The organism is Streptomyces sp. NPDC107654 (genome assembly GCF_055639035.1).
Genome location: NZ_JBVKBI010000022.1, coordinates 40,369 through 53,999, shown reverse-complemented (window position 1 = coordinate 53,999; position 13,631 = coordinate 40,369). Strand labels below are relative to the sequence as shown.

At 71.2% G+C, this 13,631-nt stretch carries 14 protein-coding genes; 7 read left to right on the top strand and 7 right to left on the bottom strand.

From position 1 onward, the window contains the following. Positions 1 to 5 precede the first annotated feature (5 nt). Together ACZ7N4_RS30320 and ACZ7N4_RS30315 are read right to left on the bottom strand one after the other, a co-directional pair. A complete protein-coding gene (locus ACZ7N4_RS30320) occupies positions 6 to 719 on the bottom strand; it encodes a 4'-phosphopantetheinyl transferase family protein (RefSeq protein WP_471364304.1) in 714 nt (237 codons plus the stop codon). Further along, a complete protein-coding gene (locus ACZ7N4_RS30315; RefSeq protein ID WP_471364300.1) occupies positions 712 to 1,641 on the bottom strand; it encodes a 3-oxoacyl-[acyl-carrier-protein] synthase III C-terminal domain-containing protein in 930 nt (309 codons plus the stop codon). Before ACZ7N4_RS30315 ends, ACZ7N4_RS30320 begins: the two co-directional genes overlap by 8 nt. Before the next feature lie 384 nt (positions 1,642 to 2,025). On the opposite strand from ACZ7N4_RS30315, the gene ACZ7N4_RS30310 reads away from it, so the two are divergent. From ACZ7N4_RS30310 to ACZ7N4_RS30295, 4 genes are all read left to right on the top strand, one after another. Continuing rightward, positions 2,026 to 2,298 carry an acyl carrier protein gene (locus tag ACZ7N4_RS30310; RefSeq protein WP_471364296.1) on the top strand — a complete coding sequence of 91 codons (273 nt, stop codon included), beginning with the start codon at positions 2,026 to 2,028 and terminating at the stop codon, positions 2,296 to 2,298. Further along, entirely contained in the window at positions 2,291 to 3,517 is a 1,227-nt protein-coding gene (locus ACZ7N4_RS30305) for a beta-ketoacyl-[acyl-carrier-protein] synthase family protein (protein WP_471364292.1), read from the top strand. Before ACZ7N4_RS30310 ends, ACZ7N4_RS30305 begins: the two co-directional genes overlap by 8 nt. Before the next feature lie 65 nt (positions 3,518 to 3,582). Next, positions 3,583 to 4,704 carry a beta-ketoacyl synthase N-terminal-like domain-containing protein gene (locus ACZ7N4_RS30300; protein ID WP_471364290.1) on the top strand — a complete coding sequence of 374 codons (1,122 nt, stop codon included), beginning with the start codon at positions 3,583 to 3,585 and terminating at the stop codon, positions 4,702 to 4,704. Positions 4,705 to 4,901: 197 nt separating this feature from the next. Next, on the top strand, positions 4,902 to 5,624 hold the full coding sequence (locus ACZ7N4_RS30295; RefSeq protein WP_471364286.1) for a TetR family transcriptional regulator: 723 nt from the start codon (positions 4,902 to 4,904) through the stop codon (positions 5,622 to 5,624). Here ACZ7N4_RS30295 and ACZ7N4_RS30290 read toward each other — a convergent pair. From ACZ7N4_RS30290 to ACZ7N4_RS30280, 3 genes are all read right to left on the bottom strand, one after another. Next, the gene (locus ACZ7N4_RS30290) at positions 5,564 to 6,295 is read right to left on the bottom strand and encodes an SDR family NAD(P)-dependent oxidoreductase (protein WP_471364514.1); all 732 of its coding nucleotides are present in this window, start codon (positions 6,293 to 6,295) and stop codon (positions 5,564 to 5,566) included. The two genes, ACZ7N4_RS30295 and ACZ7N4_RS30290, sit on opposite strands and share 61 nt — an antisense overlap. Positions 6,296 to 6,500: 205 nt before the next feature. Beyond that, positions 6,501 to 7,385, bottom strand: coding sequence for an NAD(P)H-binding protein (locus ACZ7N4_RS30285; protein ID WP_471364283.1), 885 nt, complete (start codon positions 7,383 to 7,385; stop codon positions 6,501 to 6,503). Continuing rightward, on the bottom strand, positions 7,382 to 8,011 hold the full coding sequence (locus tag ACZ7N4_RS30280; protein ID WP_471364280.1) for a ScbR family autoregulator-binding transcription factor: 630 nt from the start codon (positions 8,009 to 8,011) through the stop codon (positions 7,382 to 7,384). Before ACZ7N4_RS30280 ends, ACZ7N4_RS30285 begins: the two co-directional genes overlap by 4 nt. A gap of 123 nt (positions 8,012 to 8,134) precedes the next feature. Between ACZ7N4_RS30280 and ACZ7N4_RS30275 the strand changes: the two genes are divergently transcribed. After that, complete coding sequence (locus ACZ7N4_RS30275; RefSeq protein WP_471364277.1) at positions 8,135 to 9,058, top strand: ScbA/BarX family gamma-butyrolactone biosynthesis protein; 924 nt, start codon at positions 8,135 to 8,137, stop codon at positions 9,056 to 9,058. A gap of 93 nt (positions 9,059 to 9,151) precedes the next feature. Here the strand turns inward: ACZ7N4_RS30275 and ACZ7N4_RS30270 are convergent, their stop codons facing one another. Together ACZ7N4_RS30270 and ACZ7N4_RS30265 are read right to left on the bottom strand one after the other, a co-directional pair. Further along, a complete protein-coding gene (locus ACZ7N4_RS30270) occupies positions 9,152 to 9,997 on the bottom strand; it encodes a class I SAM-dependent methyltransferase (protein ID WP_471364274.1) in 846 nt (281 codons plus the stop codon). 144 nt (positions 9,998 to 10,141) lie between these two features. Continuing rightward, positions 10,142 to 11,647: an MFS transporter gene (locus ACZ7N4_RS30265; protein ID WP_471364271.1), complete on the bottom strand. Its 1,506-nt coding sequence runs from the start codon at positions 11,645 to 11,647 to the stop codon at positions 10,142 to 10,144. A 117-nt stretch (positions 11,648 to 11,764) separates the two neighbouring features. Between ACZ7N4_RS30265 and ACZ7N4_RS30260 the strand changes: the two genes are divergently transcribed. After that, entirely contained in the window at positions 11,765 to 12,385 is a 621-nt protein-coding gene (locus ACZ7N4_RS30260) for a TetR/AcrR family transcriptional regulator (RefSeq protein ID WP_471364268.1), read from the top strand. Positions 12,386 to 12,570: 185 nt separating this feature from the next. Beyond that, positions 12,571 to 13,596, top strand: coding sequence for a ScbA/BarX family gamma-butyrolactone biosynthesis protein (locus ACZ7N4_RS30255; RefSeq protein WP_471364265.1), 1,026 nt, complete (start codon positions 12,571 to 12,573; stop codon positions 13,594 to 13,596). Positions 13,597 to 13,631: the final 35 nt, after the last annotated feature.

Sequence of the window (13,631 nt, the reverse complement as noted above, 5' to 3'; positions counted from 1 at the left end):
TGCCGTCAGTCCTTGATCCCGCGGATCGCGGCGCCCGAGACCCGTTCTTGTGCCCGGGTGGAACGGCGTACCGACAGCGCCGCGACCAGCAGGCCGTCGCGCGCCGTCCAGCGCCCGGTCAGTCGGTTCGGGAACGCGTCACCGCCACTGCCGTGCGACGTCGACGTCCGCGCATGGAACTCCCCGCTCAGGGGATTCACCCGGACGACGATCTCACCGAGCCCGAGCCGGTGCCGGGTGAGGGAGAACCATGCCTTGAACACACTCTCCTTGGCTGTGAAGACCAGCCGTGCCCAGCTCACGTCCGGGTACGCGGACTCCATCTCCGCTATCCAGACGCGCTCTTCGGCGGTCGTGATGAGGCCGAGCATCTCGCGGTAGCGCAGCGGGCGGTTCGCCTCCGCGTCGATCCCGATCGCGGCGACCTCGTCCGAGGGCGCGACCGCGGCGGCGTGGTAGCCGGCGCAATGGGTCATGCTGCCGACGATTCCGGAGGGCCACACGGGTTCCCCGAAGGGCCCCCGCAGGATCGGGGCCGTGCCGACACCCAGCCGGCGCAGGCCCTCACGCGCGCACGTCCGCACGGCGGCGAACTTCAGCCGCCGCTCCCGGGACATGGAGGAGGCCGCGATCTCCTCCTCGGGAAGGAGCGCCGGGTCGTCCGGGGCGTGGAATCCGTCGGACCCGACGGCGGGCCGGTCGAGCAGCTCCTCAATCATTTCCGCTCAGCCCGCCCACCGCTTCGACCAGCAGGCAGGACCAGGTGAATCCCGCGCCCGCGCTGAAGACGAGAGCCATTTCCCCAGGGGCGAGGAACCGCCCCTTCAGCAAGTCGGCGATATTCGCGATGGCGTCACCCGCGCCGAGGTGCCCGGTGTCCTGGCCGAAATTCTCGACCTTGGACCCCAGGCGCGCGGACAGCACCGGAATCCAGTTCTCGGTCAGCAGCTTCATGCCGAACCGGGGCAGCACGGCGTACTGCAGCCGGGGGTCGTCCGAGGTCACTCCGGCGTCCCGCAGCACGGTGTCGACCACGGCATGGACCGCGCGTTCGTTGACCTGGGAGAAGTCCAGGTCGCCGTGGCGGTGCAAATAGGCGCGCTTGGTAGCGCGCATGTCCACCGTCGCACGGAACGAGTGCGGGGCCGACGCGAAGGGGTCGGCGCCCCGGTGCATGCTCTCCAGCTCGGGAGCCGCCACGGTGGCCGCCGCGAGCAGGCGCAGCGGATCGTCGGGACCGGCCGGGCTGCGCAGCACCACCGCGGTCGAACCGTCCCCGTACGCCACCCCGTAGTCGCTCGACCAGCGGTCGAAACCGGGCTCCACGAATCGGTCGGCGGTGCTGACCATCCCCCACGTCGGCCGGCCGGAGCCGGAGACCTGCGATGTGGAGAGGTAGGCCGCCATCAGTTCGACCGCCGCGGCGCCGCCGTTGCACACCTGTTGAATCCCGAAGGGCACCGCCCGCAGCGCACCGATCTCATGGGCGATGTAGTGCGGGGGCGACCACAGGTCATGCCCCTGGTAGTACATCCAGGCATGGCAGAGCGCGTCCAGGCGGTCGGCGGTGACGTCCGCGGCCCGCAGGGCGTCACGAGCCGCCAGCACCGCCATTTCGGGTGCCGCGATGTCCCGGGCCACGGGGAGCGATTCATGCGCAAGACCCCGGGCGTCCCGAGCGCGTAGTCCGCGGCTTTCGACCACGTCGGCCGCACGCGAACGGTCCTCGGGCAGCCACATCGAGGCGGATGTTATTCCAATTGACCCGGCGGGTTTCATTCCGGCACCAGTCTCCCCAGCTGATAGAAATCAACTTCATGCCAGTCTGCACTCCGTCGATAAAAGCTGGATAGAAGCTACATAAAAAACGGGGAAGGCCGCGCGCACCCGGGTAATTGGTGACACCTCCGTACCCTGTGCGATACATGCCGTGTCACTTTGGTGACGCTTGCCCGGGAACGCAGAACCCGGTTTGGTGGTCGGTGAAACAGCTCGTGTGAGACCGATTTCGACCGGAGGATGAGGATGAGCGAGAACGTTCTTCAGGACGATCTGCGTGAGAAGGTCCGGCAGATCGTAGCCGACGTCCTGGAAGTGGACCTGGACGAGCTGACGGACACCAGCAGCTTCGCCGACGACTTCGACGCCGACTCGCTCCTCGTGATCGAGATGTACTCGCGGTTCGAGCGCGATTTGCGCATCAAGGTGCCGCAGGAGGACATCGTGGAGCTCGACGACTTGACGACGGTGTTCGAGGTCATCGGCCGGCACAGCGGTGCGGGGGCCGTCAGTGCTTGATCGTGACGGGCGGCGTGTGGTCGTCACCGGCCTGGGGGCGGTGAGCAGTCTGGGCATCGGTGCTCGACAGTTCGTCGCCGCGCTCCGGGCCGGCCGTAGTGGAATCGGTCCGATCGGACAGTTCGATGCCACCGGGTTCGAGCACGTGCTTGCCGGCGAGGTCCGCGACTTCACCCCCTCCGCACACCTGCACCGGGTCACCCCTGAGGAGTGGGGGCGCAGCAGCCAGTTCGCCGCCGCCGCGGCCCGGATGGCGGTCGAGGACGCGGGTGTCGGGGACCGGGCGCTGTCCTCGCTCCGTACGGCGAGCTGCTTCGGCACCACGAACGGCGAGTCCCAGGTCCTTGAGGACCTCGGCGAGCAGTGGGTCTCACAGGGGCCCGACCGGCTTGACCCCAGCCTGATCGGCCAGGTGGACGCGGGACGCATCTCGGCGGCCGTCAACGTCGAGTTGGGCCTGGCCGGGGAGGCCCTCACCCTGGGCACCGCCTGCGCGGCCGGCAACTACTCCGTGGGGTACGCCTACGACCTGATCCGCTCCGGCGAGGTCGATCTGGCGCTGTGCGGCGGGGCCGACGCGTCCAACCGGCACACGCACGCCGGCTTCCACCGGCTCGGCGCCCTCGCGACCGACGTACCCCGGCCCTTCGACGAGCACCGCGACGGGATCGTCACCGCGGAGGGCGGTGCCGCCCTGCTGCTGGAGCCGCTCGAATCGGCTCTCCGGCGAGACGCGCGCATCTACGCTGAGGTGCTTGGGTACGGCATGTCGTGCGATGCCCACCACATGACGAACCCGCACGCGCCCTCCATCGCGGAGTGCATCAGGCGGGCCCACCGCAACGCCGGGATCAAGCCGGAGGACGTGGACTACATCTGCGCCCACGGCACCGGCACCGAGGCGAACGACTCCACCGAGATCGCGGCCGTACGGCATGCCTTCGACGGACGGGTCCCGCCGATCAGCTCGATCAAGTCGGTGCTCGGGCACACCATGGGCGCGGCGGCCGCGTTCGGCGCGCTCGTGTCCTGCGCCGCCCTCCACGAGGGGTTCCTGCCGGCCAGCACCACCGTCCGGACCGTGGACCCCGCGTTCGGCCCGGATGTCGACTGCGTGCCGAGGACGTCTCGCACGGAGCGGCCGCGCGTGGTGGAGAACCACGGGTTCGCCTTCGGGGGGAACAACGCCGTCACGATCTTCGGAGATATAGCCGCATGAGTGCAGTGTCAACGACGAGCAGGCCCGTTCCGTCGCGGACGGCGGCGGGCCCGACTCCCCCGCCCGTGGCGCCCGTCGACGTGGCCGGTTGCACGGTGTTCAGCACGGCGGGACAGGGTCTGGACCCGATCGCGGAGGTACTGCTGCGGGGAACGGCCGCGCAGGGCGGTCCGGCCGGGGAAGCGGTGGCGGGCGACTACCCACCGGGGCTGGACGCGCGGTCCGTGCCCGGCTTCAGCCCGGCGGACACCCTGGGCCGCAAAGGGCTCGGCCGGCTGACGAGGACGGACCAGCTGGTCTCCGTGGCCTGCTCCCTCGTCCTGCGGGAGCTGCCGGAGCAGGTCCCGGGGACCGAACCGGCCGACACCGGCATCGTGCTCGGGACCTCGGTGGGCAGCACCGGCCGGGTCGGCGAGTTCATCCGGGACACCTTCGTCGAGGAGCGTCCCTACTTCGTCAACCCCTCCCACTTCCCGGGCATCCTGATGAACTCGGCGGCGGGCAGGGCGGCGATCCGGCTCGGTCTCACCGGCCTGAACTCGACCGTCTCGGGCGGTCCGCTGGCGGCCCTGCACGCCCTGCGCTTCGCGCGCACCACGCTGCTGGCCGGACACGCCCGCCGGCTGCTCACCGGCGCCTTCGAGGAACTGTCGGCGCAGCGCGCCTGGGCCTGGCACCGCTCCGGGGGCACGGCCGCGGGCGTCCCGCTCGGTGAGGGCGGGGCGGTCTTCGTTCTGGAGGCCCCGGGCGAGCGCGCGGAGGGGCGTCGTCCGCTGGCCCGCCTGCTCGCCTGTGAGACGGGCTTCGCCGATCCGGCCGCCGGTCTGCACGGCGTCTCCCGGCGGCTGGCGGACTGCATACGGACCGCGCTGGTCCGCAGCGAGATCGCCCCGGAGGACGTGGCGGTGGCGGCACCCGGAGCGTCCGGTCGGCGTGGCTGGGCGAGGGTGGAGGAGGCCGCCCTGCGCGAGGTCTTCCCGCCCGCGCGGGTCTCGGGGCAGCCGCACCGGTTGGCGGTCCAGCAGGTCCTGGGAGAGACGGACGGCGCGAACGGCGCGCTCCAGCTGGCCGCCGTACTCGCCCGCTGGCAGGACGGGCGGCAGGACACCGGGCGGGAGCGGACCGCCGTGATCACGTCGGTCGGTCCCGACGGCAGCGTGGGCTGCGCCGTGGTGGTCCGCCCGTAGGCAGTCCTGTCACCGCGCCGGCGCGTGTGCACAGCCGGCCGACCCGTGGAGCCCCGTGCGGGCCCACGGGTCGGGCAGATCCACGGGGTGGAAAAACATTAAAGTAGTTTTTTTGTTTTTTTGCTGGCCCGTCGGGGCGTACCGGGAGTTAACCTCACGAGCGCGGGGACACCCGGAGAAGCCGTTCAGGAAGGGACATGGCGAAGCAGGAGAGAGCCATATGGACACGTCGTACCTTGCTCGGCGCGGCCGCCAGGGAGTTCGACCGCCACGGGTACACCGGCTCGTCACTCGCGCAGATAGCCCGCGCCGCGGACATCTCGATGGGGGCGCTGACCTTCCACTTCGCCTCGAAACAAGATTTGGCGGACTCCGTCGTGGAGGAGGGTAACGCGGCGACCCGGGCCCTGGTGGAGCGGCTGGCCCGGCATCACGGGCCACCGGTGCAGTACGTCGCGTCCCTGACCCTCGCCCTGGTCGATCTGCTGGAGAGGGACCCGGCGGTGCGGGCGGCCGCGCGGCTGGCCCGGGAGGACTCCTGCACCCATCACCAGTGGCATGCCCTGTGGGCGCCGGCCGTCTGCGAACGGCTGCAGCAGACACCGCCAGGTCCGATCCCGCCGGGCATCGACGTGCGGGCCATCGCCGACATGGCGGTCCACCTGGTCTCCGGGATCGAGGCGACCCTGCGGCACCCCGCGTGCCCCGAGGGGCGGCGCGACAGTGTCCGGCGCCTCGCGCGCATCTGGCGGCAGGCCGTGCCCGGCATCACGCTGCCCGTGGACGCCCGCGACGGACTCCCGGACGGCGTTGTCGGCAGCGGTGGGTGTCCCCTCGCCGGGCACGACCGCCGGTCACCTCACACGGCGCTGCATCCACCGTCCACCGGGACACCGGCCCCGGTGACGAAGGAGGCCTGATCGCTGCAGAGCCATGCCGCCGCCTGCGCCACTTCCACCGGGTCGGCGAGGCGGCGCTGGATGGCCCGGGTGACGGCAACCTCCTCCAGCTGCGGAACCTGCTCCATGGCCGTTTCCATCAGCTCGGTGCGTGTGCTGCCGACCATCAGGGCGTTGACCCGTATCCCCCGTTCTCCGTACTCAGCTGCGGCGGCCTTGGTCAGCCCGAGCACCGCGTGCTTGGCAGCCACGTAGGGTGCGACGGCGCCGGTGGCGAAAGCGCCCGCCGTGCTGCACGTGTTGACGACCGCGCCGTGGCCCTGCTCCAGCATCACGGGGATCTGGTGTTTGAGGCAGTTCCAGACGCCCTGCACGTTCACCTCCATGATCTCCCGGAAGACGGCGTCGTCCGTCTCGTGGAGCGCGGTGCCGATCGAGCCCCAGCCGGCGTTGTTGAAGGCCGCGTCCAGGCGGCCGAACCCGGCCACGGTGTCCTCGACCGCCCGTTCGACGTCGTCCGGCTCGGTCACGTCGCCGACGGTCACCAGCGCGCGGCCGCCCGCGGCCTCGATGTCGCGGGCGAGCGCGCGCAACTTCTCCTCCCGGCGCGCCATGAGCGCCACCGCCGCTCCCTGTTCGGCGAAGAGGCGCGCCGCCGCCGCGCCGATGCCGCTGGAGGCGCCCGTGATCATCACGGTCTTGTCCCGCAGCAGTCCATGGGATGTTGCCATGGTGTGTCCCCGTAGTCCTCTCGTGGTCATGTGCGGGGCCGTTCGCCAGGAAGGTGAACGGCCCGTGGGGGGCCGGCCCGTGATCCCGCGCGGACCGTTCGGCGTCGGGCCAACCGCGCGACGTCCGGCGAACCGCCCGCCGCTCGGGCGCACACCGCACCGGCGCTCAGGCGAAGTGCGCGGCGTGGTCCGCGGCCCACTGCCGGTAGGGGGTGGCCGCGTGCCCCAGGAGCGCCTGCAGGTCGTCCTGCCCGTCGTGGCCGGGCTCGGTACCGGGGCCTCCGCGCCGTTCGGCGACCTCCAGGAGCGCCTGCGCGAGCGGCTCCGGCAGGCGTTCGCCCCAGCGGGCCAGGGCCTGTTCGGCCGTCAGCTCCTCGAAACGCAGGGGGCGTCGCAGCACGTCGGCCAGCTGCCGGGTCTGTTCCCGCGGGGTCAGTTCCTCCGGACCGGTCAGCGCATACGTCCGGGCCCCGTGGCCAGGCTCGGTGAGCACCCGCGCGGCCGCCTCGGCCACATCGCGCGGGTCGACGCACGCCGTGGGCGCGTCTCCGGCGAAGCTCCGGACGACGGACTCCGCGCGGATGGTGCAGGCCCAGGCCAGCGTGTTGCTCATGGGCGAACGCATCCGCAGCACCGTCCAGTCGAGGCCCGAGTCGTGCAGCAGGGCCTCGCTGTCGCGGTTCCAGCGCGCGATCAGGTCCGTGGCGTCCGGGTCGGCGACGGCGGTCCAGGACAGTTTCACCGCGCGTCGCACGCCGCGGGCCCGGGCTGCGGCCAGAATCTGCGCGTCGTCCGCGGGACGCAGCGGATCGGCTGTCACCACGAAGACGGCGTCCGCCCCGGACAGCACCTCTTCAAGGCGGTCGCGGTCCCGGTAGTCGCCGGTGACGACAGCGTCGTCCGGCAGCCCCAGCCGTGCCGCCTTCTCGGCATCCCGGACCAGCAGCCGAGCCTGGTCGCCGGCACCCAGGTGACGGGCGAGGTGCCGGCCCACCGCCCCGGTCGCGCCGGTCACCACGATCCTCGGGCCCGTGTCCCCCCACGGCTTCATTCCGCCACTCCTCGTTCCCTACCGAACTGCATCTTCTTGGCCGCGCTGGGCGCGGCGATCGCGGGGAGCAGACATCGCCAGACCTCCTCGACGCGGTTCGGCAGGTCGATGCGGGAGGTCTCCAGCTGCGCCTGCATCTGCGCGCCGGTACAGGCGCTGACGACCAGTCGGGCGTACGCCTCCACGTCCACCCCGAGCCTCAGCTCCCGCCGGAGCTGCGCGTCCCGGAAGTCCCGCAGGAGGATGGACATCCACTGCTGGTGGGAGTTCTCGCTCTTGGGGACGAAGTGCTCCTGGTCCATCACCAGGCGGGCGCCGGCCTGCAGGACGGGGTCGTCGAGGAGCTGGTAGGCCCACGTCAGGGTGACGTCGATGGCGTGCTGCAGTCCCTGGGAGTCATGCGGCGGCACGACGAGGTCGGGCTGGCTCGTGACGATCTCACGCGCCAGCTCCTCCTTGGACTTGAAGTGGAAGTACACCGCTCCCAGGGTCAGGCCCGCACGCTCGGCGATCCTCGAGACGCTGGCGCCCGCGAAGCCCGACTCCGCGAACACCTGCGAGGCCGCGCGTATCAGAGCCGCCCGTGTCCGCGCGGCTCTCTCCTGCTTCACCTCTCGCACCGCCATGTGACCCCACCCAATCGACCTGGTCAAGAAAAAAACTATTCTTTATCTTAGTGGCGACAGAGGGATGCACCTACGCCCGTGCGGCTCGGTGCATCGCCCGAACTCAGGGGGAGACGAAGCGTCATGACGCTCACCAAGATCACTGTAGGAGAGGCGGCCGGACCGACCGCCACCGGAAGTCTGGTACGCAAGTCCGTCCAGGAGGAAGCCCTGGTAACGGACTGGCGCCCGGTCTCCGAGACCTCCCAGTTAGTCACCGCCCGCTGGCCGCGGCACCACGGCTTCTACGCCGAGGGCGGCCGCTACAGCTCTCTGCTGCTGACGGAGAGCCTGCGCCAGGCGCTGGCACTGCTGACGCACACCGTCCACGACATACCCCTGACCCATCGCCTGGGCTGGGAACAGATACGGTCCACCGTCGACCCCGGGGCCCTGTCGACGGGGACGGCCCCCGCAGAGGTCGAACTGCTCATCACCCATGCCCAGGTCAAGCGGCGCCGGCTGGGCTCGGTGCACCTGACCTCCCACGTGGAGGCCTCGCTCGCGGGCAGGCGCATAGGAACCGCCGCCCTGCAGTACAGCACCCATCCCCCGGCCATCTACGACCGTCTGCGCGGCGACCACGCCGATGCGAAGAACGCCTTCGCCCGGGCTCTTCCCCTCACTCCCCCGGTACCGGCCGCGCACGTCGGCCGCGACGACGCCGGCAATGTGGTCCTGTCCCCCGCCCCGGGCGACCGGACCTGGCTGCTGCGTGTCGACACCTCGCACCACGTGCTCTTCGACCACCCGCACGACCACATCCCCGGCATGGTGCTGCTGGAGGCCGCGGCGCAGACCGCGCAGGCCATGGCGGCACCGCTGGCGGTGGTGCCCGTCGCCTTCGACACGACGTTCCACCGGTACGTCGAATTCGACCGGCACTGCCTGATCACCGCCGAGCCCTTCGTCCAGGACGGCGACGGCCGCATGACCGTCACGGTCCACGGCCGTCAGGACGAACTGCCGGTCTTCTCCAGCACCGTGACGGTTCAGCAGCGCGACTGAGGCCGGCGGCCGCGGCCTACGGGTACGGAAGTGAGCGCCTCCGTCCCGTGGCCCCGGCCGCCGCACGAACACCACGGACCGCCCGGACGCGGCTCAGCGGGCGCGCGCGACGATCAGGCCGTAACTGACCTGCGGCAGCGCACCGAAGCGCTCGATGATGTCCGCGGCCTCGAGGAGCCGTTGCCGGGGCACGCCCTCCTGGCCCTCGCCGACGCAGCGGATCGCGGCCGCGGCGAGGCCGTGGCCCTGGCGCACGTTCTTGCCGATGTCCAGGATCTCCACGATGCCGAGTCCCGCCGCCCCCAGGTGCCGGAGGTAGTCGCCGGCGTCGCCGAGCGGCGGCATCCGGAACAGCTCGCGGCCGGCGGCCACGATCGCGGCCTCCTCCGCGGTGAGCGCGCCCACCACATAGGGGTTGGCCAGCACGAGCCTGCCTCCGGGCCGCAGCACCCGGGCAGCCTCGGCGATCGCCTGGGCCCGGTCGTCCATGTACAGGAGGGAGTCGATGGCGTACACGGCGTCGAAACCGCCGTCCGGGAACGGCAGGGTCATGCCCTCCGCGTGCATGAACGTCACCCGCTCCCGGGCCTGCCCGGCCCCGGGGCACTCCCGGCGCGGACCGGCCTGCCGGGAGCCGATGGTGACGCCGGTGACCCGCACGTCGTGCGTCTGCGCCACGTACGCGGCGGGCCGCCCGTTGCCGCGGCCGATGTCGAGGACACACATGCCGGGTGAGAGGGCGAGACGGTCGGCGACCATGCCGGTGAGGGCGTCGGTGGCGTGGAGGGCGTCGGCGGCCGTGGCGTCCGGGGCGTGACCGCGCCAGGCCCCTGGGAGGCGGCCGCCTCCCGTCGCCTCGGTCAGGAGGGCTGCGGAGTGGTCGTAGATCCGTTCCACGTCGTCCGGTACCGGGCACGGGGCGTCGTGCAGTTCCGTCAAGGGGGTTCCTCACTCACCGGGGACGTGCCACGGCACGTCCATGGGGGGTTCGGGGCGGCCGGACGACGCCCTGCCACCCGCCGCGGTCGGGGGTGGCAGGGCGTCGTCGCGGTCGACCGCACTGCGCGGGGTCGTGGGGGCCGGTCAGGCGACCTCGGTGGGCAGCGGGGCGTCCTCGCGCGCGGGGGCCGCCGCGGCGGGGTCCCGGCGCGGCGGGGCCAGTGCGGCAGCGATGACCACCGCGCCGACCGCGCACACGGCGGCCGTGCCGTACAGCGCGATGTGCAGGGCGTGGGTGAACCCGTCGGCCAGCGCCCCGGAGCCGCTGACGGACTCGTCGCCGGCCGCGACCTTCGCGGCCAGTTCCTGCGATCCGACGCGGGTGCTGATGAGGCTGACCAGGACCGCGCCGTACACGGCGATGACGATGGCCTCGCTGCCGATGCGCATGGTGTTCAGGAAACCGGTGGCCATACCGGCCTGCTCGGGCTCGACCAGGCTCATCGCCGTACCGTCGCCCACGCCGAACGAGATGCCGGCGCCCAGGCCGGTCATCAGCAGCGGCCCGGCGATCGCGGCGACGGAGCTGTCGGACTCGATCACCGTCAGCCAGGCGTTGCCGCCGGCGAACAGCACCAGCGAGACCGTGATCAGCACACGGGGCGACACGCCCCGGTTGACGAGGGCCCCGGACAGCGGCGGGGCGAGGAGCACCGGCGCCGTCATCAGGAGCAGCACGGTGCCGGCGCGTTCGGCGGAGAAGCCGCTCGCACCCACGAGGTAGGTGGGCAGGTACGTCAGCAGCGTCACGAAACCGAAGGTCGACACCACCGGGACCATGCAGAGTGCGAAGAACCGGCGGTTCTTCACCAGCGTCAGGTCGAGCACCGGGGCCGCGGAACGCGACTGGAGCACGACGAAGAACACCAGCAGACCCACACCGACCACGAGGAGAGCCAGCACACCGGGGCTCGCCCAGCCCCACTCGGGCCCCTGGACCGCGCCGAGGACGAGCAGGCCGAGGCCGGCGACGAACACCACGGCGCCGGTGATGTCGAGCCGGGGGCGCTGCGGGGCACGGGATTCGGCGACGAAGCCGATGCCGGCCAGCGCGACGGCGACCAGCGCCGCGTGCAGCCCGAAGGTGGCGCGCCAGCCGAGGGCGCCGACCAGCCAGCCGGACAGGGTGGGACCGGCCGCCAGGCCGAGACCGGCGGCGCTGCCGAGGGCGGCGAAGGCGCGGGTGCGCGCGGCACCGTCGAAGGTCGTGGCCAGGATCGCGCCACCGCTGGCGAACACGCCCGCCGCGCCGATGCCGGACAGGGCACGGGCGATGTCCAGCAGGACGATGCCGGGGGCGGCCGCCGCGGCGACCGAGCCGACCGCGAACACCGACGCGCCGACGGCGAACGCCCGGCGGCGCCCGAACAGGTCGGCTGCGGACCCGGTGACCAGCATGAACGAGGCGAACGTCAGGTTGTAGGCGTTCATGACCCATTGCAAGGGTGCACCTGCGGTGTGCAGGTCGTCACCGATGTCCGGCAGGGCGACGGCCGCTCCGGAAATCGACATCGGGACGGTGACGAAGGCCAGCAACACCACCGCCAGCGTGATCGCTGGACGTGAGCGGCTCGTAGGAACGGTAGTCACGAGTTCAGGCTCCTTCAGGGGACGTGCGAACAGCCACAGTCGGCCACCAAGGCGACAGTGCCACTAAGTGGCGTTAGCTGTCAAAGCGCAAGAGCGTCTGAGTGGTAACCTCAGGGTGTGAGTGATGATCTGCGTGACCTGCCACTGCGGGAACGGAAGAAGCTGCGCACGCGCCGAGCCCTGGCCGAGACCGCGCTTCACCTCTTCACCGAACGCGGCTACGACGCCACCACGCTCGACGATCTCTGCGACGCGGTGGAGGTGTCCAAGCGCACCTTCTTCCGGAACTACAAGTCCAAGGAGGACGTCGCGCTCGCGGCCGACAGCGACCTGTGGTCGGCGTACCTGGACCACGTGGCCACCCTGCGGCTGGACGGCCCGCTCCTGGAGACGCTGCGCGTGGCCCTCGACACCACGCTGGGCGCCATGGACCCGGACTGGGACCGCCGCTTCCTGGCCACCCGTGAGCTGTCGGACGGCGTCCCCGCGCTCATGGCGCACAGCCTGGGGTACTGCCAGGAGACCACGCGCGCCATCGTGGAGACGGTGACCGAACGTGCCCGCGCCGACGTGGACCGGATGCGCCTGCGACTGACCGTGGAGATCTTCGTGGCCGCCTGGCACACGGCGTCCCTGCAGTGGACGGCCCAGGGCCTCCAAGGGGGCCGCGACACCCTGATGAAGCTGGTCGAGGAGACCTTCGCCATGATTCCCGACGCCCTCACCTGCTCCGCCTAGCGGTTCGCCCGTCGGCCGCGGCCCGAACGCCGCGGCCTTTTTCATACCCGCGCGCATACCTCCTAGGAGGTATGCGCGCCTCTTTCTAAGTGGTAGCTCCCTTGAGCGGGTCGGCGGCGAACCCTACGTTCGTGAATCAAGGCCGACGGGCGCGGAATTCACACAGCAGAGGGAGGGCCTCGGTCGTGACGCTCTCGGAAATCACGCCGGAACTGCGGAAGCCAGAAGAACGGGAAACGCTCGGATTCCACCGGACCGTGGACCGGCGCATGGTCCACCGGGCTTCCGTCGCCGAGGTCTTCGTCACCGGAATGGAACAGACCGGCGAACTCACCTTCCGGTCGGCGGCACAACTCCCTCTATCCCACGGCTACTTCAACGACCATACGGGGATTCCCGCGACACACGACCCGCTGCTCCTGCTGGAGATCTGCCGCCAGGCGTCCATCTACGGCGCCCACGCCCAGCTGGGCGTCCCGCTCGAGACCACCTTCATGGTCAACGACTGGGCCATCGACCTGCGGGACAGCGCGGCCCTGGTCATCGGCGGCAAGCCGGGCGAGCTGCTCCTGAGCGAGACCATGACGCCGACGTACGACCGCAGGAACCGCATCACGGCTCTGCGTTTCGACATCGGGATGGAGGCGGCCGGGGAAACGGTGGGGTCCGCGTACATCCGGGTCAGTTCCGCGCCCACCTCACAGTACGCGGCGCTCCGCTTCATGCAGCGCGGCAGCACGCCGCCCATGACCTCGGCGTTCCGCTCGCCCGGCGGCGCCGTCCGCATCACCGAACCGCCGGCCCGGGTGGGGCGCGTCCACCCGGCGAACGTCGTGCTCACCGAGGCCGAGTTCGACATCGAGCGGGGTTCCCTCTCCGCCGTACTGGCACCCGACTTCGGCAACAGCGGACTTTTCGACCACGACTACGACCACATTCCGGCCATGGTCCTCATGGAGGCCGCACGCCAGTCGGCGCTGCTGCTGGCGTCGGCCCGCACGGCTCCCGGCGGAATGCGGCGGACCGCTTCCGTCTCCGTGCTCGAAGCTTCCTTCTCCCGTTTCGCCGAACTGGATTCCCCGGTACGGATCACCGCCGCCCCGGATTCCCGGAACGGCTCGCCGAACCGGGTCGCGGTGGCCTTCGAGCAGTCGGACACGACCGTGGCCGCCATCAGCACCGGGATCCGCCCGTCGGCTACCACCGGCTGACCGCTCTCCTCTGGCGCAGCCGTATCCTTCCCACA

What these genes read in the sequence shown, in the direction of transcription:
- ACZ7N4_RS30290 (WP_471364514.1), bottom strand. Translation starts at nt 6,295, where the DNA reads ATGATCACGGGCGCCTCCAGCGGCATCGGCGCGGCGGCGGCGCGCCTC.
- ACZ7N4_RS30275 (WP_471364277.1), top strand. Translation starts at nt 8,135, where the DNA reads ATGACGCTCACCAAGATCACTGTAGGAGAGGCGGCCGGACCGACCGCC.
- ACZ7N4_RS30320 (WP_471364304.1), bottom strand. Translation starts at nt 719, where the DNA reads ATGATTGAGGAGCTGCTCGACCGGCCCGCCGTCGGGTCCGACGGATTC.
- ACZ7N4_RS30295 (WP_471364286.1), top strand. Translation starts at nt 4,902, where the DNA reads ATGGCGAAGCAGGAGAGAGCCATATGGACACGTCGTACCTTGCTCGGC.
- ACZ7N4_RS30280 (WP_471364280.1), bottom strand. Translation starts at nt 8,011, where the DNA reads ATGGCGGTGCGAGAGGTGAAGCAGGAGAGAGCCGCGCGGACACGGGCG.
- ACZ7N4_RS30310 (WP_471364296.1), top strand. Translation starts at nt 2,026, where the DNA reads ATGAGCGAGAACGTTCTTCAGGACGATCTGCGTGAGAAGGTCCGGCAG.
- ACZ7N4_RS30285 (WP_471364283.1), bottom strand. Translation starts at nt 7,385, where the DNA reads ATGAAGCCGTGGGGGGACACGGGCCCGAGGATCGTGGTGACCGGCGCG.